At 65.0% G+C, this 25,240-nt stretch carries 18 protein-coding genes and 1 pseudogene; 7 read left to right on the forward strand and 12 right to left on the reverse strand.

Going from position 1 to position 25,240, the window contains the following annotated elements; translation table 11 throughout:
- The first annotated feature begins 75 nt into the window (after positions 1 to 75).
- Complete coding sequence (locus LQ564_RS03285; protein ID WP_231056643.1) at positions 76 to 2,358, forward strand: heavy metal translocating P-type ATPase; 2,283 nt, start codon at positions 76 to 78, stop codon at positions 2,356 to 2,358.
- A 152-nt stretch (positions 2,359 to 2,510) separates the two neighbouring features.
- Positions 2,511 to 2,888: pseudogene (locus tag LQ564_RS03290) on the forward strand (integrase core domain-containing protein); the annotation flags it as partial.
- 262 nt (positions 2,889 to 3,150) lie between these two features.
- Here the strand turns inward: LQ564_RS03290 and LQ564_RS03295 are convergent.
- Complete coding sequence (locus LQ564_RS03295) at positions 3,151 to 12,396, reverse strand: putative Ig domain-containing protein (RefSeq protein WP_231056644.1); 9,246 nt, start codon at positions 12,394 to 12,396, stop codon at positions 3,151 to 3,153.
- Between the two features lie 397 nt (positions 12,397 to 12,793).
- Between LQ564_RS03295 and LQ564_RS03300 the strand changes: the two genes are divergently transcribed.
- Positions 12,794 to 13,063 (forward strand): hypothetical protein, encoded by a 270-nt coding sequence (locus tag LQ564_RS03300; RefSeq protein ID WP_231056645.1) that lies wholly within the window; start codon positions 12,794 to 12,796, stop codon positions 13,061 to 13,063.
- Positions 13,064 to 13,238: 175 nt separating this feature from the next.
- Here LQ564_RS03300 and rng read toward each other — a convergent pair whose 3' ends face one another.
- The 9 genes from rng to LQ564_RS03345 form a co-directional block, all read right to left on the reverse strand.
- Positions 13,239 to 14,702 carry a ribonuclease G gene (gene rng / locus LQ564_RS03305; RefSeq protein WP_231056646.1) on the reverse strand — a complete coding sequence of 488 codons (1,464 nt, stop codon included), beginning with the start codon at positions 14,700 to 14,702 and terminating at the stop codon, positions 13,239 to 13,241.
- A gap of 140 nt (positions 14,703 to 14,842) precedes the next feature.
- Positions 14,843 to 15,463 carry a Maf family protein gene (locus LQ564_RS03310; protein ID WP_231056647.1) on the reverse strand — a complete coding sequence of 207 codons (621 nt, stop codon included), beginning with the start codon at positions 15,461 to 15,463 and terminating at the stop codon, positions 14,843 to 14,845.
- Between the two features lie 27 nt (positions 15,464 to 15,490).
- A complete protein-coding gene (gene rlmH / locus LQ564_RS03315) occupies positions 15,491 to 15,961 on the reverse strand; it encodes a 23S rRNA (pseudouridine(1915)-N(3))-methyltransferase RlmH (protein ID WP_231056648.1) in 471 nt (156 codons plus the stop codon).
- A gap of 7 nt (positions 15,962 to 15,968) precedes the next feature.
- The gene (gene rsfS / locus LQ564_RS03320; protein WP_231056649.1) at positions 15,969 to 16,646 is read right to left on the reverse strand and encodes a ribosome silencing factor; all 678 of its coding nucleotides are present in this window, start codon (positions 16,644 to 16,646) and stop codon (positions 15,969 to 15,971) included.
- The gene (locus LQ564_RS03325) at positions 16,646 to 17,317 is read right to left on the reverse strand and encodes a nicotinate-nucleotide adenylyltransferase (protein ID WP_231056650.1); all 672 of its coding nucleotides are present in this window, start codon (positions 17,315 to 17,317) and stop codon (positions 16,646 to 16,648) included. The genes rsfS and LQ564_RS03325 overlap by 1 nt, the downstream gene beginning before the upstream one ends.
- The gene (gene hemF / locus LQ564_RS03330) at positions 17,314 to 18,225 is read right to left on the reverse strand and encodes an oxygen-dependent coproporphyrinogen oxidase (RefSeq protein WP_231056651.1); all 912 of its coding nucleotides are present in this window, start codon (positions 18,223 to 18,225) and stop codon (positions 17,314 to 17,316) included. Before hemF ends, LQ564_RS03325 begins: the two co-directional genes overlap by 4 nt.
- Before the next feature lie 228 nt (positions 18,226 to 18,453).
- Positions 18,454 to 19,719 carry a phosphoribosylamine--glycine ligase gene (gene purD, locus LQ564_RS03335; protein WP_231056652.1) on the reverse strand — a complete coding sequence of 422 codons (1,266 nt, stop codon included), beginning with the start codon at positions 19,717 to 19,719 and terminating at the stop codon, positions 18,454 to 18,456.
- A 12-nt stretch (positions 19,720 to 19,731) separates the two neighbouring features.
- Positions 19,732 to 20,457, reverse strand: coding sequence for a YebC/PmpR family DNA-binding transcriptional regulator (locus LQ564_RS03340; protein ID WP_231056653.1), 726 nt, complete (start codon positions 20,455 to 20,457; stop codon positions 19,732 to 19,734).
- Positions 20,458 to 20,546: 89 nt separating this feature from the next.
- A complete protein-coding gene (locus LQ564_RS03345; protein ID WP_231056654.1) occupies positions 20,547 to 21,329 on the reverse strand; it encodes a DUF2182 domain-containing protein in 783 nt (260 codons plus the stop codon).
- Positions 21,330 to 21,524: 195 nt separating this feature from the next.
- On the opposite strand from LQ564_RS03345, the gene LQ564_RS03350 reads away from it, so the two are divergent.
- Genes LQ564_RS03350 through LQ564_RS03365 form a run of 4 tightly spaced genes read left to right on the forward strand, consistent with a single transcriptional unit; the run spans position 21,525 to position 23,963 of the window.
- Entirely contained in the window at positions 21,525 to 22,442 is a 918-nt protein-coding gene (locus LQ564_RS03350; RefSeq protein WP_231056655.1) for a DMT family transporter, read from the forward strand.
- Positions 22,439 to 22,834 carry a methylglyoxal synthase gene (locus tag LQ564_RS03355; protein WP_231056656.1) on the forward strand — a complete coding sequence of 132 codons (396 nt, stop codon included), beginning with the start codon at positions 22,439 to 22,441 and terminating at the stop codon, positions 22,832 to 22,834. The genes LQ564_RS03350 and LQ564_RS03355 overlap by 4 nt, the downstream gene beginning before the upstream one ends.
- Positions 22,835 to 22,848: 14 nt before the next feature.
- Complete coding sequence (locus LQ564_RS03360) at positions 22,849 to 23,823, forward strand: quinone oxidoreductase family protein (protein WP_231056657.1); 975 nt, start codon at positions 22,849 to 22,851, stop codon at positions 23,821 to 23,823.
- A complete protein-coding gene (locus tag LQ564_RS03365; protein ID WP_231056658.1) occupies positions 23,820 to 23,963 on the forward strand; it encodes a hypothetical protein in 144 nt (47 codons plus the stop codon). The genes LQ564_RS03360 and LQ564_RS03365 overlap by 4 nt, the downstream gene beginning before the upstream one ends.
- A gap of 19 nt (positions 23,964 to 23,982) precedes the next feature.
- Here LQ564_RS03365 and LQ564_RS03370 read toward each other — a convergent pair whose 3' ends face one another.
- Together LQ564_RS03370 and LQ564_RS03375 are read right to left on the reverse strand one after the other, a co-directional pair.
- Entirely contained in the window at positions 23,983 to 24,363 is a 381-nt protein-coding gene (locus LQ564_RS03370; protein WP_231056659.1) for a response regulator, read from the reverse strand.
- A 170-nt stretch (positions 24,364 to 24,533) separates the two neighbouring features.
- On the reverse strand, positions 24,534 to 25,187 hold the full coding sequence (locus tag LQ564_RS03375) for a DUF4136 domain-containing protein (protein WP_231056660.1): 654 nt from the start codon (positions 25,185 to 25,187) through the stop codon (positions 24,534 to 24,536).
- Positions 25,188 to 25,240: the final 53 nt, after the last annotated feature.

A 25,240-nucleotide genomic window follows, 5' to 3' on the forward strand; every position in this document is an offset into this window, starting at 1 on the left:
CTGGCGCGTGTCGTGGCGCTCGGCCGGGGACATGTCGCGCCGGAGTGCGGGCACGTATCGCCGGACGATGAATCCATGATGAAGCTGCAGAACACGCAACGCAATGTGCTCCTGATGGCGTTCGTCGGCGCGGCGCTGGCAGCCGGCGGCTTGCTGTCGGCGCTCGGGGACGGCCGCACGGCGGGCGGGGCCTGGGCAGTGGGGGCGGGCGTCGTCCTGCTCGCCGTTCTGGCCGATGCCGCCGTCGCCTTGTGGCGCAGGCAGTTCGGACTCGACCTGATCGCCGTCGTCGCGATCGCCGGCGCACTGGCCCTGCAGGAGAGCCTGGCGGCAGCCGTGATCGCCCTGATGTTTGCCAGCGGCCGCGCCCTGGAAGACTACGCGGAAAAGCGCGCGCGGGACGAGATGTCGGCGCTGCTCGCGCGCGCGCCCCGGTACGCCAACCGCCATGAAGACGGCGCCGTGGTCCGGGTGCCGCTGGCGGCGGTGGCGCCTGGCGACCGCCTGCTGGTCCGGCCCGGCGAAACGGTGCCGGTCGACGGCGCCCTGTCCGGCTCCGCCATCCTGGACGAGTCGAGCCTGACCGGCGAATCGCTGCCGGTGACCCGCGCGGCCGGCACTGCGGTCGGCAGCGGCGCCGTGAACGCGGGGGACGCCTTCGACATGCTGGCCACCAGCACCGCCGAGAACAGTACCTTCAGCGGCATCATCCGCCTGGTCCGGGCGGCACAGGCGTCGAAGGCGCCGGCGGCGCGCCTGGCCGACCGCTACGCGCTCCTGTTCGTTCCGCTGGCCCTGGGGACCGCGGGACTCGCCTGGCTCCTGACAGGGGATCCGAATCGGGCCCTTGCCGTGGTCGTGGTGGCCACCCCGTGCCCGCTGATCCTGGCGGTGCCGGTCGCCATCGTCAGCGCGATGTCGCGCTGCGCCCAGCGCGGGGTGCTGGTCAAGCACGGCGCCGCGCTCGAAAAGATGGCGCAGGTCGAGACCATCTTCTTCGACAAGACGGGTACGCTCACCGGCGGCAGGGCGCGGCTGGCGGCGAGCGCGAACGACCCGGCGCTGCGGCCGGAGCAGGTGCTCGGCCTGGCCGCCTCGCTGGAGCAGCTGTCGGGCCATGCGATCGCGCAGGCCGTGGTGGAGGCGGCGCGCGAACGCGGCCTGCGCCTGGACACGCCCGCCGGCGCCAGCGAGGCGCCGGGCGCCGGCTTGAGCGGCCGTGTCGGGGACCGGGAGGTGCGTGTCGGCAGCTACGCCTTCGTGGCGGGAAATGCGTCCCGCCCCGCCTGGGCGGCCGGCATCCTGGAACGGGCCGGATACGACGGCTCCGCCGTGGTCTGCGTGGCCGTGGACGGCAGCTTGTGCGGCGTGCTCCTGATGGCCGATGCGGCCCGGCTGGATGCGCCCAGGGCGCTGCGGCTGCTGAAGGCCTGCGGCGTGAAGCGGATCGCCATGCTGACCGGGGACCGCCGCGATGTGGCCGAAACGATCGCCAGGTCCTTGGGCATCGACAGCGTCATGCCGGACCAGACGCCGGCATCGAAGCTCGAGGCCATCGCGATGGCGCGGGCGGGCGGGGTGACGATGATGGTGGGTGACGGCATCAACGATGCGCCGGCCCTCGCCGCCGCCGATATCGGCGTGGCGATGGGCGCGCGCGGCGCCGCCGCGGCCGCCGAATCGGCCCAGGTCGTCCTGCTGGTCGACCGGCTGGACCGTCTCGCCTTCGCCGTGCGGATCGCCCGCGGCACGCGCAGGATCGCCCTCCAGAGCGTGGCCGCGGGGATGGGCCTGTCGATCGCGGCGATGATCGCCGCCGCATTTGGCTACCTGCCGCCGGTGGCCGGGGCGGTGCTGCAGGAATCGATCGACGTCGCGGTGATCCTCAATGCGCTGCGCGTGCTGCGCCTGGACATGGCGCGCGCCGGCCGCACCATGGGGCCGGAAGAGGTCGCGAAGCTCAGGGAGGAACATGCCCGGCTGCTGCCGCTGGTCGACCGCGTCGCCTCCCTGGCGGACGGAACCGATGACATGCCGATGCCCGCCTTGATCGCCGAACTCGTCCAGCTCAATGCCGCGCTGCAGGAGCACTTGCTGCCGCACGAGTCGCAGGACGACGCCGCCCTGTATCCGCGGCTGGCGCGCATGATGGGAGGAGAAGACCCGATGGCATCGATGAGCGGCACCCATCGCGAGATCTTCCGGCTCAGCCGCGCCGTCGAGCGCTACGCCACCCTGGGCGCGTGCGACGACGGCGCGTCCAGGATCGCGCTGCGCCGCACCCTGTACGCGCTCGAGTCGATCCTGCGCATGCACTTCGTCCAGGAAGAGGAGATCTACGACGGCCTTTCCGCCTGACGCCCGCCTGCATCAGGATCACATCGTAATTTTTTGATGCTCCATCACCGTCTGATGGCATCGTTCAATTCATGTAAGCCTTTGTTTTATATTGGTTTATTGTCTGTATCGTCCTTTGACGTACCATGATGTCGTCACTAGTATGCCTAGCTAGCGAGCGCATGACGCACGAGCTGACGACGCAGGCCTTATGGCGCGCCTTGAGCCACAAGCGGCCGGTTTCGGAGATCGGCCATTCGGGCCGTGGACCCAGTACTGCACTCCTACCAAGCGCCGGTGGCGCAATTCGACATGCGTACGTCGATGTCGCTTTGCGGTAACTGCGATGACAACGCGCCGATGAAGAGCTTCTGAGACACACTGAAGAATGAACTTGTCCATCATCGCCGCTATACCACCGATGATGAGGCGAGCCCTCGATTCAAGAAAATATTGAAATCTTTTATAACCGACAGCGGCGCCATTCCCGCATCGGCTTTGTTCTGCCAACATTATTCGCCGAATTCTTCAGCGAACAGCGACAGGGGTAAGAAAAGCGTGTCCGTTGCTTACAGCAGACCTGATCCTTCAAAATCTTCCTTTTGCCAGACATTCTTACCGTTCAGCCAACACTTTCTCATGCCAGGTGTGTAGAGGATTTTCATCCTCAAGTCGTTTAGCTCATCACACAACAGTGAGGCAGCGTCAGTCACTGCGCTACGTGCCATTCCTGGCGCATAAAAAAACGGATCCACGTCGAAGTGGATCCGTTGCATCCCTCTAGTCGACCGGGATTACCCGGTCGGTTGCCGGTCAGGGCAAGAAGCGGTCGTGGAACTCTGGTACGCCGATGAAGGCGCCAATGACTGCTTCCTGGGACACGCCGTGCTCGATCTTGTCCATCCAGAAGTCGAAGCCAGCGCTATCCGGAGTACGGCCGAGCAGGCCCGTATACGCCAGTGCCACCGTTACCGTGCCATCCATGTGTGCGATGTTTTCGGCCGACTCGCTCAGAGCAAGCAGGACGTCGCCCCGGCTCGCGCCGTTGTCCATCGACTTCGTCCACGCCTGCAGTTCCGATGCGCCAACCGCGCGGTCCAGGACATTGTGGTACAGCTGCGAAATGAAGCTGGCATTGTCCAGGGCGCCGTAGATCGTCTTGAATTCGGCGCTCTCAGCGAAGCCTTTGGCAACTTCGGCCTGGGTCATGCCGCCTTTCATCGCACCTAGCCAGGCGCTCAGGCCAGCATCGTCCGGCACGCGGTCCATTGCCCCGAGGTACAAGCGGGCCACGGTACCAGCCATGCTTTGGAATTCAGCCGAATGGAGGAAGGCGTTGGCGACCTGTGCACGGTCCAGCGTGCCCTTGTCGATCAAGCCTTTCCAGAAGTCAAGTCCGCCCGATTCCGCCTCGCGGAACAGGGTATCGCGGTACATCTGCATCACGAACAGTTTGCTGCTGCCAAAGACATCGTTGTCCTTCGTGCCGACAGTGAGGCCATTTGCTGCTTCCAGGTGATCCGGGAACTGGTCGTTGTCCATATCGTCCGCCAGCTTGGTCGTGATGCCCCAACCGGCTGCACCCGGGTCAGTGATGATGCCGTCAGCCTTGCCGTCCTCGTCGAACTGGCCGCCATCGGTAATCTTGAAGTCCAGGCGCAGCTTGTTGCCCTCGGCTACCACCTTGCCGCCATATTCTTCGCTCGCAAGGTTGACCCAGTCGCCATACTTGTCGACCTTCCAGTAGCCGTTCACGGCCACCGACTTGTCGACATACAGGCTGAACGACTCGGTGGCGCCAGCCTGGGCGACCTTCGACGTGAAGGCAATCATGCCCATTGGATGGCTCATGCCCACTGGCAAATATCCTGGCGAATCGATTTGCTCGAAGGTCAGCAGCTTCGACAGGCTGCCGGCATCCACCTTGCCTTCGTGCGAGTCGGCCACCAGCGTCACATAGGATTGCATCGCGCTGCCGTCGGCATTCTTGATGTCGTGGCGCACCAGCGGGGCCGAGGACACATTGGCCTGGCGGGTATCAGCGATGCCGTCGCCGTTGCCGTCGCCGGACAGGCCGCCGGTATGGAGCGCGGGCGCCTTCGACTCGGTTGTCGAATCGATGCCGTCGTTATCGTCATCGGTGTCGAGATTGTCGGGGATACCGTCCTTGTCGGTATCCAGGCCCATTTCCTCGTTGTCCGGCTGGCCGTCGTTGTCGCCATCGACCGGGGTCGACGGCGGGCTGAACGGGGCTTGGCTGGCCAGTTTGAACTCGGTACTGGCCGCGGTCCCGCTGGCATCGGTGCCGGTCAGGCGAATTGTCAGGTTGACCGCTTCGCCGGTCTTGCCGCTGAAGGTGCCGGTGGATTCGTCGAAGGTCAACCAGCTTGGCAGTGGACCGGTGCTGCCGTCCGCGTTCACCACTACCGCCGTGATGTGCAGCGGATCGCCATCGCCATCGACGAAGGTGTCGGACGGCAGCTTATAGTCGAGCGCGGTACCAGTGGTGAATTGCGGCGGCACCGGTTGCTTGCCCACCGTCGGCACGTCGTTCAGGTTGCCGCTCAGATTGACGACGAAATCGTCGTAGACTGTTGCGCCCGCGGCATCGGTCACCTTGACACGCACCGTCAGTGGCGACTCGGCTCCTGCCGGCGGATTACCGCTGAAGGTATTGGTCAGCGGGTCGAAGTGCAGCCAGGCCGGGAGCGGCTTGGTTCCGCCGCCGTTGCCGTCGGCCAGGCCGACGGTATAGTCCAGCTTCTCGCCGTCGCCGTCCGTGAAGGTGTTGGTCGGAATCGGGAACGAGAACGTGCCGGAACCATTCTTGGCCTGGTCGGGGATCGGGGTCGTCACCACCGGCAGGTCATTGGTGTCCTTGAAGCTCCAGGTGAAGGTGTCAGTGCCCTTGTTGCCGAACGGGTCGGTCGCGGTGACCTTGATGGTCAGCGTCTTGCCGTCGAGGCCGGCCGGCGGGTTGCCGCGCAGGGTGCCGGTGTCCGGATCGATTTTCAGCCAGGTCGGCAGCGGCGAGCCGTCGTCCAGCGTCGCGCTGTATTTCAGCACGTCGCCGTCGACGTCGACGAAGTTCGACGGCAGTTCCTTCACGCCCGGTCCGTAACCCGGGTCGCCGGCAACCGTGCCCGGCACCGGGCCGCGCGGCGGCAGCGCCGCCGGCGCGTCCTGCACCGAGACCACGTTGATGTGCGAGTAGCCGACGTCGCCCTTGTGGTTGTCGATATCGGTCGACTGGATCGTGATGACGCGCTGGGCCTGGTCCGGATGCTGCGAGGTGTTCTCGTAGGTGATCGCACGCAGGGCGCGCTGGTACAGGCTGGGAGCGATGTCGCCCGACAGCGTGATCGAGGTGGTGCCGTTGCCCGTCACCGTCAGGCCCAGGCCGGTCAGGGTCGTCACGGTCGCCGCCGGAATGCCCAGCGTTTCGCTGCCGGCGTCCTTGACGTTACTGATGGACACGACCACGGATTTCAGGTGGCTATCCTCGTCGGTGATGGTCGAGTCCGCGCTAGCGATGCGCACCGGCGCGTCGTCCTCGGTGTAGGTAGTGGTGTAGATCAGGCCTTCGGCCCCGCCGTTGGTGTCGATCGCCGGCGCCCAGATGTTGTCGATCGTGGTGACCGCGGTGGCGGACAGCGAGTGGCCCGGATCGGTGATCGAACCATCCCTGACCGTGACCGTGACCGTGCGTTCGCCATGGTATGCGTTCGGATTGGCGTTGCGGTAGCTGACGCTCTTGATCGCCGCCTCGTAGTCGGCCCAGGTACCGGCGCCGCTCAGGCTCAGCGACGGCGTACCGTTGCCACTGATGACAATCGTGCCCAGGCTGCCGGCGTAGTTCGCTCCGAACGACGAGTTCAGGGTCTCGTAGATTGCGCCCGACTCGTTATCGATCGCGCCGGAAGTGATCGCCACGGTCGCCGAGGTGATCGTATCCGGCTGGGTGGCGCCCAGCTTGTCCACATCGGCGATTTTCATGGTCGGCGCCGCGATGGCGACCGCATTGCCGCGAATCAGGAAGTCGGCTTTGTAGCCGGTACCCGCCACGTTGGCATCCAGGTCGAGGGTCGGCGCATCGTTGACGTGGGTGACGCTGATGCTGGCCTTGTCGCCGGCCAGCGAGAACGCGGTGGTGCCGCCCCGAACCTCGACGCTGGCCTTGGTGCCGTGCGTGCCGCTCGAGCCGTCCCACAGGTAGTAGTCGAAGGTGGCGATGGCGCCGTTGTCGGTGTCCGGCACGAAGCGGAGCTTGTCGGTCGAGGCCAGCAGCAGGGCCTGGCCGGCCGCCACGGCGCCGACGGCGTTCCAGGTCGTGCCGTTGTCGGTCGAGAACTGCCACGTGCCGCCGTCGGCCGGGCCCTCGTTCTTCAGATTGTAGATGGCCACGCCACCATCCCAGCGCTCGCCCGGAGCGCCGACGGTGCCCTTGGTGGCGAAGTCGACGTCGGTGAAGAAGCTGCGCTCCTCGCCCGCTGCCGGGGTCGAGGCGCCGTCGACCGGACGCACCAGGTCGCCAATCAGGTTGCCGGCGCTGGCGACGTTGTTCTCGTCGATGACGCTCAGATGCGGGGTGCTGGTGCCGGCATTGACCAGCACCGGAGCATCGTTGACCGGAGTGACGTCGATGGTGAGCGTGTTCGGGCTCAGGTCGAAGTCGGCGCCACTGTTGGCGGTGCCGCCGTCATCCTGCACCTGGAAGGTGAAACTGCTGTGGCCCTGGCCATTGGCGTCGGCCACCGGCGCGAACACCAGCTTGCCCGCGCCGATGTCGGCCACCGTGACGCGCTGGCCAGCCTCGACGGCGACGCCGCCGAGGGTCAGCTTGCCTGCCGTTGGGAGGGTCGTGATGGTGACCGAAGCCAGCTGGTTGGCGGTGTTCGACACCGCATCCTTCGGATCGGTGAAGCCGAAATCGGCGGCCTGCAGAGCATATGGGGTGTCTTCCAGGGTGGTAACGACGCCATTGGTGCCGGCGGGGGCGTCGTTCACCGCGGTGATCGACACGCTGGCTTCGCTGACCTTGACGTCGCCGCCGCCGTCGTTGGCATACAGGCTGATCACTGCGCCCGGGGCGCCGTTGTCGTCAAGGGCGCCGGTGTACTTGATCGCTGCCAGGTTCTTGAGGTAGGCGTTGACGTCGCTCATCGAACCTGTCAGTACCAGCGTACCGGTGCCGCTGCCGGTCACGGTCACGCCGGTGCCGTCGGCGGCTGCGAGGGTGCCTTCACTGGCGACCAGTTTGAAGCTGAAGCCGGTGCCGCCGTCGCTGTCGGTGATGTTGACGTTCGAGAGGTCGATGGTGGCTTCGGTGTCCTCGATCACGCTGACGGTCGGCGTAGCGAGCACTACCGGTGCGTCGTTGGCGCCCTTGACGGTGACGGTCAGCACGGCGGTATCGGTCAGGCCGTCACGGTCGACCACGGTGTAGTTGAACGCGTCGATCAGAGAGCTGCCGACGTTCATCTTCTGGACATCGCCCTGGTTCTGGTCGACTTCGTACACGTAGGCCCCCGTGGCCTTGTTCACCGTCAGTGTACCGTAGTTGCCCTGGATTACCAGGAAGGCGCCATCGTCGCGGGCGTCCGAGCCCAGGCCTTCGGAGGAGCCGACGCGCAGCGACTGAATCGCCTTGGTGTCGCCGGCGTTGGCGTCGGTCACCGCGGCGAACAGGTCGCCGGTCGGGTTCTGGCCGCCGGCACTGTTGTTCTGTCCGCCCCTCTCGACCGCATCGACATTGACGTTCGATGCCACCGGTGCGACCGAACCCAGCGCGATCTTCGAACCCGTCGCAGTGGCGGTTTCGGTGGTGTTCTGGTCGTCGGTATAGGTCGCCTTGACGTGAATATGCTTGCCGCCATCGGCATTCGTGATGGTGTAGGTGCTGTACGTGGCACCGTCGATCGCGGTCCAGGTGGCGCCGTTATCGGTCGAGGTTTCCCACTGATAGGTCGGAATGGCGCCGGACAGGCCGTCGATGTCCGACAGCGTGGCGCGCAGCTCGCTGCCCACGGACAGCGAACCGCTGAAGGTCAGGACGCCGGCATCGTTCACGTTGACAACCGGTCCCAGCGCGTTGGCGACCGGGCTTTCCGCCACGCCGCCGCCGTCGAGGTAAAAGGCCTGGACGCGCACCTGCTTGCCCACTTGGGCCTGGCCCAGCGTGAACTGGTCGCCGGTCGCGTTGGCGATGTCGTTCCAGGTCGCGCCATTGTCGCTGGACGCTTGCCACTGGTAGACGACGTTGACGTTCTGGTTGCCGTTGTTGGCATCGGTCACCGTGGCTTTCAGGACGTCGTTCTGCAGCAGGGTGCCGCCGTTCTGGTCGACGATGTTCACCACACCCACGGTGTTGGTGTCGTTGGTGCCGACGGTGGCGGTGTCGGTAACGTCCTGCAGGTTCAGGGTGAAGCTCGACGACGCGGACTTGCCGCCGGCATCGGTGCCGGTGACGACGATGTTCAGGTAAGGCGTGCCGCCGGTTGGGACACCACTGAAGGTATGGGTGGCGGCATTGAACGTCAGCCAGGACGGCAGCGGGCTACCGTCGGCCAGCTTGGCGCTGTAGGCGATGTCGGCGGAAGGGCCATCGGCGTCGTCGAACAGGTCGCCGAAGGTGAAGCTGAAATTGCTCGTATCGGTGTGGGTCTTGTCGCCAAGCGCCTGGCTGCCGATGAGCGTGGGCGCATCGTTGGGATCGACGATGTTCAGGACGACCGGCTGGGTGGCGGAGGTCGCGGCGCCATTCTCGAACGCGGTGACCAGCAGGTTCAACTTGCCTGCCGAGCCGTCCGGCGGGTTGCCCGAGAAGGTACCTGTTTGTTCGTCGAAGTGCAGCCAGGCCGGCAGCGCCGTAGTGCCGTCGGACAGGGTTGCCTTGAAGGTCTGGGCGACGCCAGCCTTGTCGAGCTGGAAGCTCCCCGCCGGCAGCTGGAACTGCTTGTCGCCGGCGCCGGTCCAGGTGTGTTCCGGCACCGGAGTGCCCGCCGTGCTGGTCGGGTGGTTGCCGCGGTCGAAGGTGAGCGCGAAGGTGGTGCTGCTGGTAGTGCTGCCGTCGTTCGCGCGGACTTCAACCAGGTTGGTGTCGTTCGCCGTGGTGCTGTCTCCGGTCAGCTTGCCGGTAAGCGGGTCGAAGCTGAAGGCGGAGGTACCGTTGGCGCCGGTGACATCGAGGCCATTCACCAGCACGGTATAACTCAGCGGATCCCCATCGGGATCGGTGAACGTGGTGTCCGGGATCGATACGGTATAGGCGGGGTTGTCGGCCACGACCTTGGGGGCGATCGGTGCGCTCAGCACCGGCGCGCTATTCCCCACCGTCAGCTTGAAGGTGTCGCTGACGCTGTACTCGCCGTCGCTTGCGGTGACCTTGATCTCGTAGTCGCCGATGTCGGCGCCCTTGGTCGAGAAGGTGCGGCTAGCTGCATCGAACTTGATTTCGTTCGGCAGCGCGCTGCCATCGGCCAGGGTCGCGGTATAGGTCAGGCCAGAGCCTTCGGCATCGGTAAAGGCCGTGGACGGCAGCTGGTAGGCCCAGTCGCTGGTGGTGGCGCTCACGTCCGGCATCTTGCCGGCATGTGCCAGCGGCTTGTCGTTGACGCCCGAGATGTTGACGTCATAGGTCTGCACCGACGAGGCGCCAAGCGAATCGGTAACACGGAACTCGAAATGGTCGATGACGTTCGTGTTGGCCGGCAGTGCGTTGACGGCGACTTCGTTTGGCGTGTAGGTCCAGGCGCCGGATGCCTTGTCGATGCTCAGGGTGCCGTAGAGGCCGGTACGCACGATATGGCCGTGGCCATCGTCGTTGCCGCCGCGGATGCCATAGCTGAACGTATCGCTTTCGACGTCGTGGGCGGCCAGCGTACCGGACATACCGGTACCGGCGGCGGCGATGGCGCCGCCGGCGTCGTAGGCATCGGTGTCGGCCAGGGCGCCGGACGCCGGGGTGGAATCGAAGCGTGGAGCGTCGTTGACTTCGGTCACCGTGGTGCCCAGGCTCACGCCGCCAGCCGATACCGCCGATGTGGCGTCGTCGGTCGTGGTGTCGAACAGCTGCCTGCCCGGTCCGTTGGTATAGGCGCCGGCATACGAACTGTCGACCGCGTGGATGGTCAGGCCCCCCGGGGCGGCGGCGGCGTTGTGCGCCACGCTGCCGCTCGGATAGTCGGCGCCCGGCAGGAAGCGCAGCTTGGCCGTGGCGGCGAGCACCAGGCCGCTGGCGTTGGACACGGCGCCGACGTCGTTCCAGTTGCTGCCATCGGTGCTGTATTGCCACTTGCCTTGCGCCACGCTCGCCGCGTTGCCGGTGATGACGATGCCGCCCAGGCTATCGGTCGGGCTATACGTGTTATCGGCGTCGGTGAATTTGTTGCCGAACAGGCTGCTCACGGTGGCGCCGATCGGGTTGGCGGCGTCCTCCAGCACGCCGGCCAGCATGGCGCCGCCCGTAAAGACCGGCGCGTCGTTGACACCGGCGACATTCAGGGTGGTCGTGGCGGTAGTCTTGGCGCCGTTGCCGTCGGCTGCAGTGATGGTCAGCGTACGGCTCGGCGGCGCGTCATGGGCGGTGTTCTGGTAGGTGATCTGCTGGGCAATGGAGGTCGTGACGGCGTCGGTGACCTTGTTGCCGAAGACCTTGAAATTGTCCACGTACAGCGAGCCGCCGGCCGCACGGCCGCCGGTTGCGTCCCACGTACCCGAGACGAACACGAAACGGTAGTCGCCGCTGGTCGGAACCGTGACGCTGGCGGTAGTCCAGGGAGTGGTCTCGCTGGCATTGGCGCCGGTGCGGTTGAGCACGACGGTAGCCTGGCCGGTCTGGGCATTGAGCAAATAGCCAAATGCATCGAAAGCATCGGAGCCGCCGGCTGCCTTCCAGTCGAAATACAGGACGTCGCCTTTCGACGCTTCGAACACGTTGGACATCGCATACGGGCCGTGGACGGTGTCATAACCCTGTGCCGTCTGCATGTCGCTGTACAGCCGCAACGAGCTGTTGCCGCCACCCGGGCTGGCCGTCGAACCGCCGGCGGCGATTTGCGAATTGAACGAGGCGCTGACAGGCGCTTCGTTGTCGCCACCGGAATTGGGTGCGAAGGTAGTGTCTTCGGGCGACACGAAACCGCCGATCACGGTCGTGCCGAGATTGACCCATTGGTTGCCGATGGTCCAGCCGGTAACGCTGCCGCCGTTCGCCTCGAAGCTCGGGTTGGTGAAGTTGGCCGAGAAGTTGACCTGCAAGGCTTTGCCGTTCACGCCGTTGAAATTGGCGTCGATCGAGCCGATCGCGTCCTTGCCAGTGCCATTCCCGAGGTACACGGTACCGTCGTCGACGGTCACGGCGCCAGCTGCGTTGGCGTTGGCCGCGCTTTGCAGTTGAAGGACATCGGCGCCGTTCGCACTGCCGACCTCGTAGCGGACATAACCACCGCCATACGCGCTACCGCCATTGAAGGTCACGTTATTGTTGACCGCGATGGCTTGGGCGCCTTCGGTATAGGTAATGCTCGGGGCCAGCCCGTTGATGGTCGGTGCCGCCAGCGTCCCTTGCATGGCATTGGCCGCGATGGTCGCGGTCTCGATGCTGCCGGTGCTGGCTTCCAGCGTCCAGTCGCCGCCCAACGACGTGGCTCCGGTAAGGTTGGTGGAAGCGGCGACGTCGGCGCCGGTGGCGGCTGCCAGGGTTGCCATGAATGCCTGGCCGGTCGGACCGGCGGCGACATCGCAACCGTACAGCAGCAGGTCGGCGCCTTGCTTCAGGGAGGCGCGGATAACGGCGAAGTCTGCACTATGAGTATCGAAGCTGTTCAAACCGATGGTAACCGATCCGAGCTGCAGAACGCCGGCGCTGCCGTGGCTGAATATGTGTACGCCCGTGACGTCGCGGTGCTGCGCGAGAGCGGTGGCGATCTGACTCAAGCCATCGATGTTGGCATCGAGGCGAATCACTTCCGCACCTTGCGGTAAGCTGTCGAGGATGGCCTGCACATTGTTGATGGCGGCGTCAATGAAAATGATTTGTTTCGTAACGGCAGTCGTCATGGGGTACACGTAAAGAAAAGGTGGGTATCACTTTCGTCTCGTTGCGACGGTAAGTGATCGGCTGAACAGAGCAGGATAGGTGGTCGGCTCATTAGAGCTGAAAAGGCTGGCTCTCTTTTTACTGGTGACTGTGAAGAATGGTAGCAATCATCTTGCCGCGCAGGAATAGTCCTACAAAAAAATATCGTTACCGAACAACAAAATCTGTAGCAGTATGGTATCAAGCAGCCCCTGTTTTTTGCTTTTATAGCTAGATTGACAAGCTAGGCTAGCAAACAAATATTGTCATTTTATTATGTAAAGTATGCAAGCTGCGTGACATGAAGGATTCCCATCCCATCTGAGGGCAAGGATGCGAGCCTGTGGATTTGCGACTGGGCCAATGCAGCAGACGATCATGAAGATGCCCAATAGCGGTTACAACACCGGTACGCAGGCTCAGATTGTCGTCAGAATGGGTTTGATCCCGAGCGGTATCGTGCGGGTGCGGGGACTCAAGAAAACAACAGGCGTGCTTGTCCTGTTTGTTCTGGCCTACAACTGCATGAGTTACATGGCGCTTGAGAGAATGATGATCAACGGATCAAATTTTTGCGGACTGAACTGCCTAATAGGGCATGACGTGAAATGGAACATCAATCTCTGGCATGCTAATCAGGACAATTGACGGACTGAACGCGCTCTAGCAAGCACTAACAGTCCAGCCCAGTCCGCCGAAAATCGAAAACCTCACATCCGGGCACTGATTGGTACACGTAATACTGTACGAGCCACCACGTCGAGTCGCCAAGTCCTCTACACAGCGCGGTACCGAAACTATCTCATCGTTATTAAGTTTCTGCTTACATCAAAATCACGTCGTATTGTTCCTGGTGATAGCCTTTCTCCACCTGCAACGAAATCCGCTTGCCGATGAAGTCCCCCAGCATCGCCAGGTGCTGCGATTCCTCTTCCAGGAACAGGTCGACCACCTCTTGGGATGCGACGATGCGGAATTCGCGCGGGTTGAACTGCTTGGCTTCGCGCAGCAGTTCGCGCAGGATCTCGTAGCAGATGGTGCGCGAGGTTTTGACTTGCCCCTTGCCGCTGCAGGCCGGGCAGGGCTCGCACAGGATGTGGGCCAGCGACTCGCGCGTGCGCTTCCTCGTCATCTCGACCAGGCCGAGCGCCGAGAAGCCGCTCACCGAGACCTTGGTGCGGTCGCGCGCCAGGGTTTTCTTGAGTTCCGCGAGCACGGCGTTGCGGTGCTCGTTGTTCTCCATGTCGATGAAGTCGAGGATGATGATGCCGCCCAGGTTCCGCAGGCGCAGCTGGCGCGCGATCGCGTGCGCGGCTTCCAGGTTGGTCTTGAAGATGGTGTCGGCGAAGTTGCGGCCGCCGACGTAGCCGCCGGTGTTGACGTCGATGGTGGTCATCGCCTCGGTCTGGTCGACGATCAGGTAGCCGCCGCTTTTCAGGTCGACGCGGCGGCCCAGCGCGCGCAGGATTTCTTCCTCGACGCCGTACAGGTCGAACAGCGGGCGCTCGCCGGTGTAGTGGACCAGGCGCGAGAGCACGCTCGGGGTGTAGACCTGGGCGAAGTCGACCAGCATGTTGAAGTTTTCGCGCGAGTCGACCTGGATGGTCGCGGTCTCGTCGTGGACGAAGTCGCGCAGCACGCGCTGGGCCAGGTTCAGGTCCTGGTAGAGCAGGGAAGTCGGCGGGCGGGTGCGCGCGCCCTGCACGATGGCGCCCCAGGTCTTGCGCAGGTAGTCGACGTCGGCCGACAGGTCCTGGTCCGAGGCTTCCTCGGCCTGGGTGCGCACGATGTAGCCGCCCTTGCCGTCCTTCGGCAGCAGGCCCGCCAGGCGGGTGCGCAGCAGTTCGCGGTCGGCTTCCTTTTCGATCTTCTGCGAGATGCCGATGTGCTGGTCCTGCGGCAGGTAGACCAGCATGCGGCCGGCGATCGAGATCTGGGTCGACAGGCGCGCGCCCTTGGTGCCGATCGGGTCCTTGATGACCTGAACGGTCAGTACCTGGCCGTCAAACAGCAGCTTCTCGATCGGCATCGGCGCCGTAGCCGCGCCCTCGTGGCTGCGCGCTTCCCAGATGTCGGCGACGTGGAGAAACGCCGCGCGTTCCAGGCCGATGTCGATGAAGGCCGACTGCATGCCAGGCAGGACGCGCACGACCTTGCCGAGGTAGACGTTCCCCGCCAACCCGCGCGTCAGGGTGCGCTCGATGTGCAGCTCCTGGACCGCGCCCTGCAGGACCAGCGCCACGCGCGTTTCCTGCGGGGTGATGTTGATGAGGATGTCTTCGTTCATGGCCGGCCGTGCAGTATTGTTCAGAGCGACATGATACACGGTGGGCACATCCGCGGGACGACCGAACCCCGGTTTTCCGTAGGGTGGGCGCTCCCCCGCCCACGCGTTCAACCAGCTCGGATGTCGTCGAAATGCAGGCGTTAAACCGGGTAGCCGGCTTTGCGCAGAAGATTGGCCGTCTCGAACAGCGGCAGCCCCATGATCCCGGAATGGCTGCCCTCGATATGCTCGACGAATAAGGCCGCCAGCCCCTGGATGCCGTAGCCACCGGCCTTGTCATACGGCTCGGTCGTCGCGCAATACGCCCTGATCTGCGCCGGCGTCAGCTTGGCAAACCGCACCTCCGACAGCTGCGTGACCTGCTCCGCCACCCGCTCCGCATGGATCGCCACCGAGGTCAGCACCTGGTGCGTGCGCCCCGACAGGCGCTCGAGCATGGCAATCGCTTCCTTGTGATCGACCGGTTTACCGAGGATCTCGCCGTCGATGGTGACGGTGGTATCGGCCGTCAGCACCGGCCGCAGCGGCTGCCTGCGCTGCTGCAGCATGTTCCAGGCGAACGCGCCTTTTTCCTTCGCCACCCGGGCGACATACACGTGCGGGTCTTCGCCCGGCAGCACGTCCTCGCTGACGTCGGCGGCGCCGCGCGCCGGGTCGCTGCGCAGCATCAGCAACTCGAATTCGACGCCGACCTGGCGCAGCAGTTCGCGCCTGCGCGGGCTCTTGGAAGCGAGGTAGATTTTATTGTCGCGATGTCTCATGTGCTCATGGGGAAGGGAGCGGCCGGTTCAGACGCGGTGGTACGGGTGATTCTGGGTGATCGACCAGGCACGGTACAACTGTTCCGCAAGCATGACGCGCACGATTCCATGCGGCAGCGTCATGCTCGAGATGCGGATCATGCCTTCGGCTTTCGCCTTCAGGGCCGGATCGAGCCCGTCGGCGCCGCCGATCAGGAAGGCGGTGTCGCGCCCCTCCTGCTGCCAGGTTTCGAGCATCTGCGACAGACCGACGCTGGTCAGGTCCTTGCCGCGTTCGTCCAGGGCAATGATGCGCACGCCCTTCGGCAGCACGGCCTCGATGCGCTCGCGCTCGAGCGCCATCGCGGTGGCGGCGGTCTTGCTGCCGGAGCGCTCGACCGGCTTGATTTCCTTGAGCACGATGCGCAGCTCGGGCGGCATGCGCTTGGTGTACTCGCCGAAGCCGGACTCGATCCAGGCCGGCATCTTGTGCCCGACTGCGGCAATGATCAGCTGCATAAGAGACTTATTCTGCAGCCTTCTTCACGCGGCGGATCACCTTCTTCACCGGCTCGGCGTCAAGCGGAGCGGCTTTCGGCGTACGCTTCGGCGGCTTGGCCTTGGTGGCTTCGACGGCGGCGACTTCGCTCTTGCTCGGCGCAACCTTCACGGTCTTGCCGGTTGGGACCTTTTTCGCAGCCGGCTTCTTGGCGGCGGTGGTCGTGGTGGCGGCCGCTTTCTTCGCCGCAGGCTTGCGTTCCTTGACCGGCTGCGCTTCCGGTTCGTCCTTGTTGGCGGCCAGGTGCTTCGACTTGACCTTCGACTCGGCGGCTTCGGCCGCTTCCGGCGTCGACTTGCGCTTGGCGGCGCCCAGCTTGACCGGCTTGTCGCCCCAGATTTCTTCCAGGCGGTAGTACTGGCGGATGGCCGGCTGCATGATGTGGACGATCATGTCGCCCAGGTCGACCAGCACCCATTCGCCGGTGTCCTCGCCTTCCATGCCGACCACGTCGCCGCCGGCGGCCTTGACCTTGTCGCGCACCGAGGCGGCCAGCGCCTTGGTCTGGCGGTTCGAGGTGCCCGAGACGACGGCGATGCGGTCGAACAGGCTGGTCAGGTGCGTGGTGTCGAACAGGACGATTTCCTGGCCCTTGACGTCTTCGAGGGCGTCAACGACGAGGGTCTGCAGTTTCTTGATATCCATTAGCTTTTATATAAGTTATGTTGTTGAATATAGTCTAGCACTCCGCGCGGAACGAGCGCGCCAAGGTCTGTACCTTGATCCGCGCCGGTAGCCGGTTCCTTGCCGAGGGCGTTTCTAATCTGTGTGGCGGAAATATCCACCGCCAGGGTACGGGCCAGGCATACCTTGCCGTGCGACGCGGCGCGCACTTCCCCGGGCGCCGCCAGCCGCCGTGCGAGTTGGTCCGCCACCGCGGGCGGCAGCCGGTCTTCGTCCAGCGCATAGCCGGGACGCGCCGCCACTGCCAGGTTGCACAGCGCGAACAGCTCCTGCCAGTCGCGCCAGGTGTCGAGCTTTTGCAGCTGGTCGGCGCCCATCAGGAAGACGATCGAGGCTGCATCGCCGAGCTCCGCGCGCAATCCGCGCAGGGTCTCGACGGTGTAGGTCGGCGTCCCGCGGTCGATCTCGCGCGTATCGATCACGACATCGAACGATTCGCCGGCGAAGGCCAGTTCCAGCATGCGGATGCGATCGCGCTCGCCGGCCTGCAGGCTGGCCTTCTGCCAGGGCAGGGCCGGCAGGATGCGCAGCTCGTCCGGCCGCAATAATTCGGCGAACAGCGCGGCCAGTGCGACGTGGCCGTGGTGTACCGGGTCGAAGCTCCCACCCAGCAGGGCAACGCAGCGGGTCACGAGGCCAGCCAGTCCCGGTGCGGGAGAAAGTCCGAATACAGCGCCGCTTCAGGGCCGCCGGGTTCCGGATGCCAGTCGTAGCGCCATTTGACGATCGGCGGCATCGACATCAGGATCGCCTCGGTGCGCCCGCCCGACTGCAGGCCGAACAGGGTGCCGCGGTCCCAGACGAGGTTGAACTCGACGTAGCGGCCGCGCCGGTAGGCCTGGAAGTCGCGCTCGCGTTCGCCGTAGGGCTGGTCCTTGCGCGCGTTCACGATCGGCAGGTAGGCGTCGAGGAAGCCGTTGCCGACCTGCTGCACCATGGCGAACGATTGGTCGAAGCCGAGTTCGTTGAAATCGTCGAAGAAGATGCCGCCGACGCCGCGTGCTTCCTTGCGGTGCTTCAGGTAGAAGTACTCGTCGCACCACTTCTTGAAGCGCGGGTGCAGCTCAATGCCGTAGGGGGCCAGGGCGTCGTGGCAGGTGCGGTGGAAGTGGCGCGCATCGTCCATGTTGCCGTAATACGGCGTCAGATCCATGCCGCCGCCGAACCACCAGACCGGGTCCTTGCCTTCCGCGGTCGCTTCGAAAAAGCGCACGTTCATGTGCACGGTCGGGGCGTAGGGGTTACGCGGGTGCAGCACCAAGGAAACGCCCATCGCTTCCCAGGCGCGGCCCGCCAGTTCCGGCCGCGCGGCCATGGCCGAGGGCGGCAGGCTGGCGCCCATCACGTGCGAGAAGTTCACCCCGCCGCGCTCGAACACATTGCCTTCCTCGATCAGCCGCGAAATGCCACCGCCGCCTTCGGGGCGTTCCCAAGTGTCGGTCAGGAAGGGCTTGCCGTCGATCTGCTCCAGGGCTTGCACGATGCGTGATTGCAGGTCGAGCAGCCAGGTCTTGATGGCGGTGGGGGTGGGGGTGGTCATGCGAACGGGTTGGGTCGGAAATGGGACGGATTGTACACCTGCTTCGAGGGTGTACTTATTCTTGTGGTGGATGGAGGAGTTGGTGGCGTGCCACGAACTTGGGCGAAGTGATGCCAGTGGCATCACTTTGGCCTACGCCGGAACGACGGTCTTTGGGCTAACGGTGAACTCAAACAACGTCGTTCCGGCGAAGGCCGGAACCCAATTTTGTGTGAAGACCGACAGCGCTTATTTCAACCCGCGCCAGCCGATATCCCGACGATACTGCGCCCCATTGAAGTGAATCTTCTCCACCGTCTCATACGCCTGCTTCTGCGCCATCTTCACGCTATCCCCCAGGCCGACAACGCACAAGACCCGCCCCCCACTGGTCTGCAGCGACCCCGCCACCTGCTGCGTCCCCGCATGGAAGGTCACGCACTCCGGCGTCTCCGCCGGAATGCCGTCGATGACGTCCCCCTTGCGCGGGCTGTCCGGATACCCTGCCGCCGCCATCACGACGCCCACCGCGGTGCGGCGGTCCCATTCGAGTTCGACGGTGTCCAGGGTGCCGTTGCAGGCGTGGTCCAGCACCGTCAGGAAGTCGCTTTTCAGGCGCGCCATGATCGGCTGGGTTTCCGGGTCGCCCATGCGGCAGTTGAATTCCAGGGTGCGCGGGTTGCCTTCGCTGTCGATCATCAGGCCCGCGTACAGGAAGCCGGTGAACACGATGCCGTCCCTGGCCATGCCCTGGATGGTCGGGTTGATGATCTCACGCATCACGCGCGCGTGCATCGACGGGGTCACGATCGGGGCGGGCGAGTAGGCGCCCATGCCGCCGGTGTTCGGGCCTTCGTCGTGGTCCTTCAGGCGCTTGTGGTCCTGGCTGGTCGCCAGCGGCAGCACGTTCTTGCCGTCGCACATGACGATGAAGCTGGCCTCTTCGCCCGCCAGGAATTCCTCGATCACGATGCGCGCGCCGGCGTCGCCGAAGGCGTTATCGGACAGCATGTGGTCGACCGCGGAATGAGCTTCAGCAAGTGACATGGCCACCACCACACCCTTGCCGGCCGCCAGGCCGTCGGCCTTGATGACGATCGGCGCGCCGTTGGCGTCGATGTAGGCGTGGGCTTGCGCCGCATCCGAGAAGCTCTGGTACTTGGCGGTCGGGATGCCGTGGCGCTGCATGAAGGCCTTGGCGAAATCCTTCGAGCTTTCCAGCTGCGCCGCCTCTTTCGTCGGCCCGAAGATTTTCAGGCCGCGCGCGCGGAACAGGTTGACGATGCCGGCCGCCAGCGGCGCTTCCGGTCCGACCAGGGTCAGGGCCACGCCTTCGGACACCACGAAGTCGGCCAGCGCCGCCGGATCGGTGATCTCGACCGTGACGAGGCGCGAATCCGATGCGGTGCCGCCGTTGCCGGGGGCGACGAAGACGGTCTGGACGCGCTCCGATTGCGCGAGTTTCCAGGACAGGGCGTGTTCACGGCCGCCGGAGCCGACTACGAGGATTTTCATGGAGAACCTTAATTACTCTTCGATGATCGCGTTGGTGTACACGTCCTGGACGTCGTCCAGGTTTTCCAGCGCATCGAGGATCTTCTGCATCTTGACGGCGTCGTCGCCCGTGAGCACGGTTTCGTTGTCCGGCTTCATGATGACTTCCGAGACTTCGGCCTTGAAGCCGGCCTTTTCCAGCGCTTCCTTCACGCCGGCGTAGGCGAACGGGTCGCACAGCACTTCGAAGCCGCCTTCCTCGTCCTGCACCACGTCGTCGGCGCCGGCTTCCAGGGCCGCTTCCATCAGCTTGTCCTCTTCCACGCCCGGCGCGAACTGGAACTGGCCGACGTGCTTGAACATGAAGGCGACCGAACCCTCGGTGCCCATGTTGCCGCCGTATTTATTGAAGGCGTGGCGCACTTCGGCCACGGTCCGCACGCGGTTGTCGGTCAGGCAGTCGACGATGATCGCCGCGCCGCCGATGCCGTAGCCTTCGTAGCGGATCTCTTCGTAGTTGACGCCTTCCAGTTCGCCGGCGCCGCGCTGGATCGCACGGGTGACGTTATCCTTCGGCATGTTCGCATCGGCCGCTTTTTCCACGGCGAGGCGCAGGCGCGGGTTCGAATTGATGTCGCTGCCGCCCATGCGCGAGGCGACGGTGATCTCCTTGATCAGGCGCGTCCAGATCTTGCCGCGCTTGGCGTCGGTGGCGGCTTTCTTATGCTTGATGTTGGCCCATTTGCTGTGTCCAGCCATGTCGAGAATTCCCCAGTTGGTATGCAAGAGTGGCCGACATTCTAACATAGGCCCCTCTTGCAAAATCGCCGCGAGAACGCTGTGACATGTCACGGAAACAACAGTCTGGTGCCCCAGGCGACCATCCCGAGACCGGCCAGGCAGGCGGGCAGGGTGGCGTCGCGCAGCCGCAGTTCGGCCAGCAGCAGCAGGCCCACCGCCGCCACCATCCCCGGGTTGCCGGGCCCGCCCGTCAAGGGCAGCAGCACGATCAGCCAGTAGCAGCCCAGCACCGTGCGCGCATGCTCGGCGCCCTGCCACAGGGCGGCCAGCCGGCCCTTGCTCCAGCCGGACAGCAGGGCGGGGAAGGGCGCGCGGCAGTATTGCAGGCAGGCGTGCTTGGACGAAGTCCATTGCCAGGCGCCGGCCGCCACCAGCACCAGTCCGGAGGCGGCGGGATGGCGCACCGCCAGCGTGGCGTCCAGCATGCCGGCGTCGTGCAGGGTCCAGAACAGCAGCGTGACGATGGCGGCGAAGCCGGTCCAGGCCAGCAGGCAGCCGAGCGCGAACAGCCAGGGCGCGAGGCGCGCTCCAGCCAAGCTGCGGCGACCAGCGATGCGGCTCACCGCGGCCACCGCGACGGCGGCGGCCGGCAGCAGCAGCGCCACGTACAGGGCGGTCCACATGGCGAACACCAGCACCAGCTGGCCGGCGCGCAGCGGCGCCGGCGGCGGGCCGGCCACGGCCGGGCTCGAGAGCTGCACCGGGGCCGGCGGCGCCTGCATGCCCTGGAAGGCCAGCCACGCCCAGCAGGCGCAAGCCAGCAGCGCGGCCCAGGCCAGCGCCATCGCCAGCGGCGGGCCGGGACGTTCGTCCACCACGGAGACATTCATCGCGCGCTCCCGCCGCGCAGCCGCAGGCGTCCGCTCGGCAGCAATGGCAGGCGCGGCGGGGTACTGGTCTGGTTCATGGCGTCCCTCTTCCCATGGTTGAATTGCGCTGTTCGACAGCAAGTTCCCGCCCTTCGTTCTCCCATCCGCTCCAGCCCGCCGCCGGCAAGCGCGGCCATTTCCTCCTACAATCGTAGGATGAACGATGCTTCCTCCAGCCAATCCGCTGCTCCCTTGCCACGCGCCGCCGTCCTCGCCGGACTCTCGATCGCCATCGCCGGCGCCATCCTGTTTTCAACGAAGGCGATCGTGGCGAAACTGCTGTACCGCTACCACATCGACGCAGTTACGTTGATCGCGTTCAGGATGCTGTTCTCGCTTCCGGTGTTTATCGCCGTGGCGGTCTGGAAGATGCGCGTCGGCCCGCCGCTCAGCCCGCAAGACCGCTGGCGCATCGCCGGCCTCGGCCTGGTCGGCTATTACCTGTCGAGCTACCTGGATTTCCTCGGCCTGCAGCACATCTCGGTCGGCCTCGAGCGGCTGATCCTGTTCCTCACGCCGACCTTCGTCCTCCTGATCAACGTGATGGTGTTCAAGCGCCGTGTGCGCCGCATCGAATGGGCGGCGCTGGCGCTGGCCTATTGCGGCATCGTGCTGGTGTTCGTGCACGACCTGGCCGGCGGCGCGGGCAGCACCGTGCTCGGTTCCCTGTTCGTGCTGGGCTCGGCGCTGAGCTACGCCTTCTACCTGCTCGGCACCGGCGAGATGGTGCGCCGCATCGGCTCGCTGCGCCTGGTCGCCTACGCGATGTGCGTGTCGAGCGCCGCCTGCCTGCTGCAGTTCTTCCTGCTGCGTCCCGCGAGCATGCTGGTGCAGCCGGCCGAGGTTTACTGGCTCTCGCTGGTGAATGGGGTATTCTGTACGATCTTCCCCGTGTTCATGACCATGGCCGCGGTGCAGCGCATCGGCGCCGCCACCGCCTCGCAGGCCGGGATGATCGGGCCGGTGTCCACGCTCTTCCTCGGCGCGCTGATCCTCGGCGAGCCGATCACGGGCGTGCAGCTGGCCGGCACGGGGCTCGTGCTGCTTGGGATCTACCTGCTTTCGAAAAAATGACGACGACCACACCCCGGATTGCGCTGATCGCGCACGACAAGAAGAAGGACGACATGATCTCGCTCGCGGGCGAGTACATCGAGTTTCTCAAGATGTGTACCCTCTCCGCCACCGGCACCACCGGCGGACGCCTCGCCAACGAGCTCGGGCTCACCGTCGAGCGCAAGCATTCCGGCCCGGTCGGCGGCGATCTGCAGATCGGCGCCCTGCTGGTCGAGGGCGAGATCGACTGCGTGATTTTCCTGCGCGACCCGATGACCCCGCAGCCGCACGAGCCCGACATCAACGCCCTGGTGCGCGCCTGCGACGTCCACAACGTCGCCTGCGCCACCAATGTCTCCACCGCGCGCCTGGTGCTGTCGCAGCTGATCGCGGCCCGGGCCCAGGCCTGAAGGAGGTCACCACCATGGTGAAAGCCATCCGCATCGCCGCCCTAGGTGGCCCCGAAGTGCTGGAATACGTGGACGTCGAGGTCGGCGAACCCGGCTCGGGCGAAGCGCGCGTGCGCCACCACGCGATCGGCCTGAACTACATCGACACCTATTACCGCAGCGGCCTGTACAAGATGGCCTTGCCGGCCGTGCTGGGCCAGGAAGGCGCGGGCGTGGTGGAAGCGGTGGGCGAGGGCGTCACGCACCTTTCTCCGGGCGACCGCGTCGTGTATGCGGGCGGGGCCGGCGGCGCCTACAGCGAAGCGCGCGTGATGCCGGCAGCTATGCTGGTGCGCCTGCCGGAATCGATCTCGTTCGAGGCCGGCGCGGCCATGATGCTGCAGGGGCTGACGGTGCAGTACCTGTTCCGCCAGACGTATGAGCTGCAAGCCGGCCAGACCATCCTGTTCCACGCGGCGGCCGGTGGCGTCGGCCTGATCGCCTGCCAGTGGGCGAAGGCGCTGGGCGTGAACCTGATCGGGACCGTCGGCTCCGAGGAAAAGGCGGAACTGGCGCGGGCCCACGGCGCGGCCCACGTCATCAACTACAACACCGAGGATGTCGTTGCGCGCGTGCTCGAGATCACTGGCGGGGCCAGGGTTCCGGTGGTGTACGACTCGGTCGGCAAGGACACCTTCATCCGCTCGCTGGACTGCCTGCAGCCGCGCGGGCTGATGGTCAGTTTCGGGAATGCCTCCGGGGCCGTGCCGCCGTTCGCGCTCAGTGAACTGGCGTCGCGCGGGTCGCTTTATATTACGCGGCCGACGCTGTTTGCCTACGCGTCGGATCGCGAGAAGCTGGAAGCCATGGCGGCCGAATTGTTCGGGATGGTCGAGAGCGGGAAGATTACGGTGGAGGTCAAGCAGCGCTTTGCGTTGGCTGACGCGGCCGAGGCGCACCGCGCGCTGGAGGGGCGCCGTACCACCGGTTCGACGGTGCTGCTGCCATGAGGGATACCAACGACGACAACGGCGCCGCCGCGCCCCATGACCCCGGCGTGCCGAAGTTCGGGCGGCTGCTGATCGTGCTGGCCTTTGCGCTGATCCTGATCGTGGCGATCACGTTCGGCTCGGAAGCCTACTTCAGCTGATGTGCGTAGCAGGGGCAGTTCAGCAAAAGCCGTGCTTTTGCATGGCGCCCCTGAGCTCATGCTTGAACGCGGAAAAGTCGACTGCTTTCTGGATGTATTCAATGGCTCCGAGATGATGAGCCCGCAGGCGATCGGCCTCGAGTCCCGAGCCCGAGAGAATGATCGTGGAAATCGGCGGGCGTCCCGCGGACCGCAGCTTCTCGAGTAGATCGAAGCCGTTCACCCGAGGCATCTTGATATCGAGCAGTAGCAGGTCGATGCGGCGTTCCAGCAGTATCTCGTAGGCCTCGGCGCCATCATGGGCGACGCTCAGCTGGTGCGGAATGGCACAGCTCTCAAGCGCGATGCTGGTGAGCATCACGTCGACGTTCGCGTCGTCAACCAGCAAAATTTTTAGCATGGAGCATGGTAGCAGAGCGGGTGTCAATACTCCCGCACGCATGAAAATCGTCTTTTGACGCCGTATCGACAGGCCTGGAGAGGCTTGAGCGGCATCCGAAGGGAAGCAGGACGATCCGGAGCAAAAAAAACGGGGCCGAAGCCCCGTCCTCATCTACGCCGAGCAAATGCTCAGCCTTCCTTCTGCTCCAGCGTCACCCGCCTTGCCACCCCGGAAGGGCCGGGGAAGCCCTGGAACGCGCTCTGCACCAGCGCCGGCATCAGGGCCGGGGTCGACATCTCGCGGCTGGTGTTGTGCACGGTGACGTCGAACAGGCGCTGGCCGTCGCGCGCCTGCTTGATGCCAACCTGCAGCTCGCGGCGGTACTGGTGCTCGATCGAGACCTGGTAGCCCGGGTTCCAGAACGGATCGTAGAACGGGCTGTAGAAGCCGCCGCCCACGTAGCGGCGGTAGATGGCGCCGTTGCGGGCGCGGAAGTAGGCGACGCGCGGGGCGTACATCGGGCCGTAGAACGGCGACATCACCGGTTCCACCACGCGCACCGGCATGTCGGTGGTGGTGAAGCGCATCGACACGGTCAGGGCAGGGGTGGCGCCGTTGGCGTCACGGAAGCCCAGCTTGGCCAGCTCGCCACGGACCAGGTCCTGGTAGGCGCGCCATTCCAGGGTGTCGTCCTGGGGCGGCGGAACTTCGAATACATAACTCTTGTCTTCGATCTGCGCGGGCCACTTGTGGAAGGTGGTCACGTCGCTACGGATCGTGGTAGCGCAACCCGTCAGCAGCAGCGCCGCTGCTGCGCCGGCGGCGATCATCAGGCGTTTCATTGCTATCTCCAATTTGTGTGCGGACTTTTCCGATCCTCAATACTAAGTTCTGT

Source organism: Massilia phyllostachyos, assembly GCF_021044825.1.
Taxonomy (GTDB): Bacteria; Pseudomonadota; Gammaproteobacteria; order Burkholderiales; family Burkholderiaceae_D; genus Telluria; species Telluria phyllostachyos.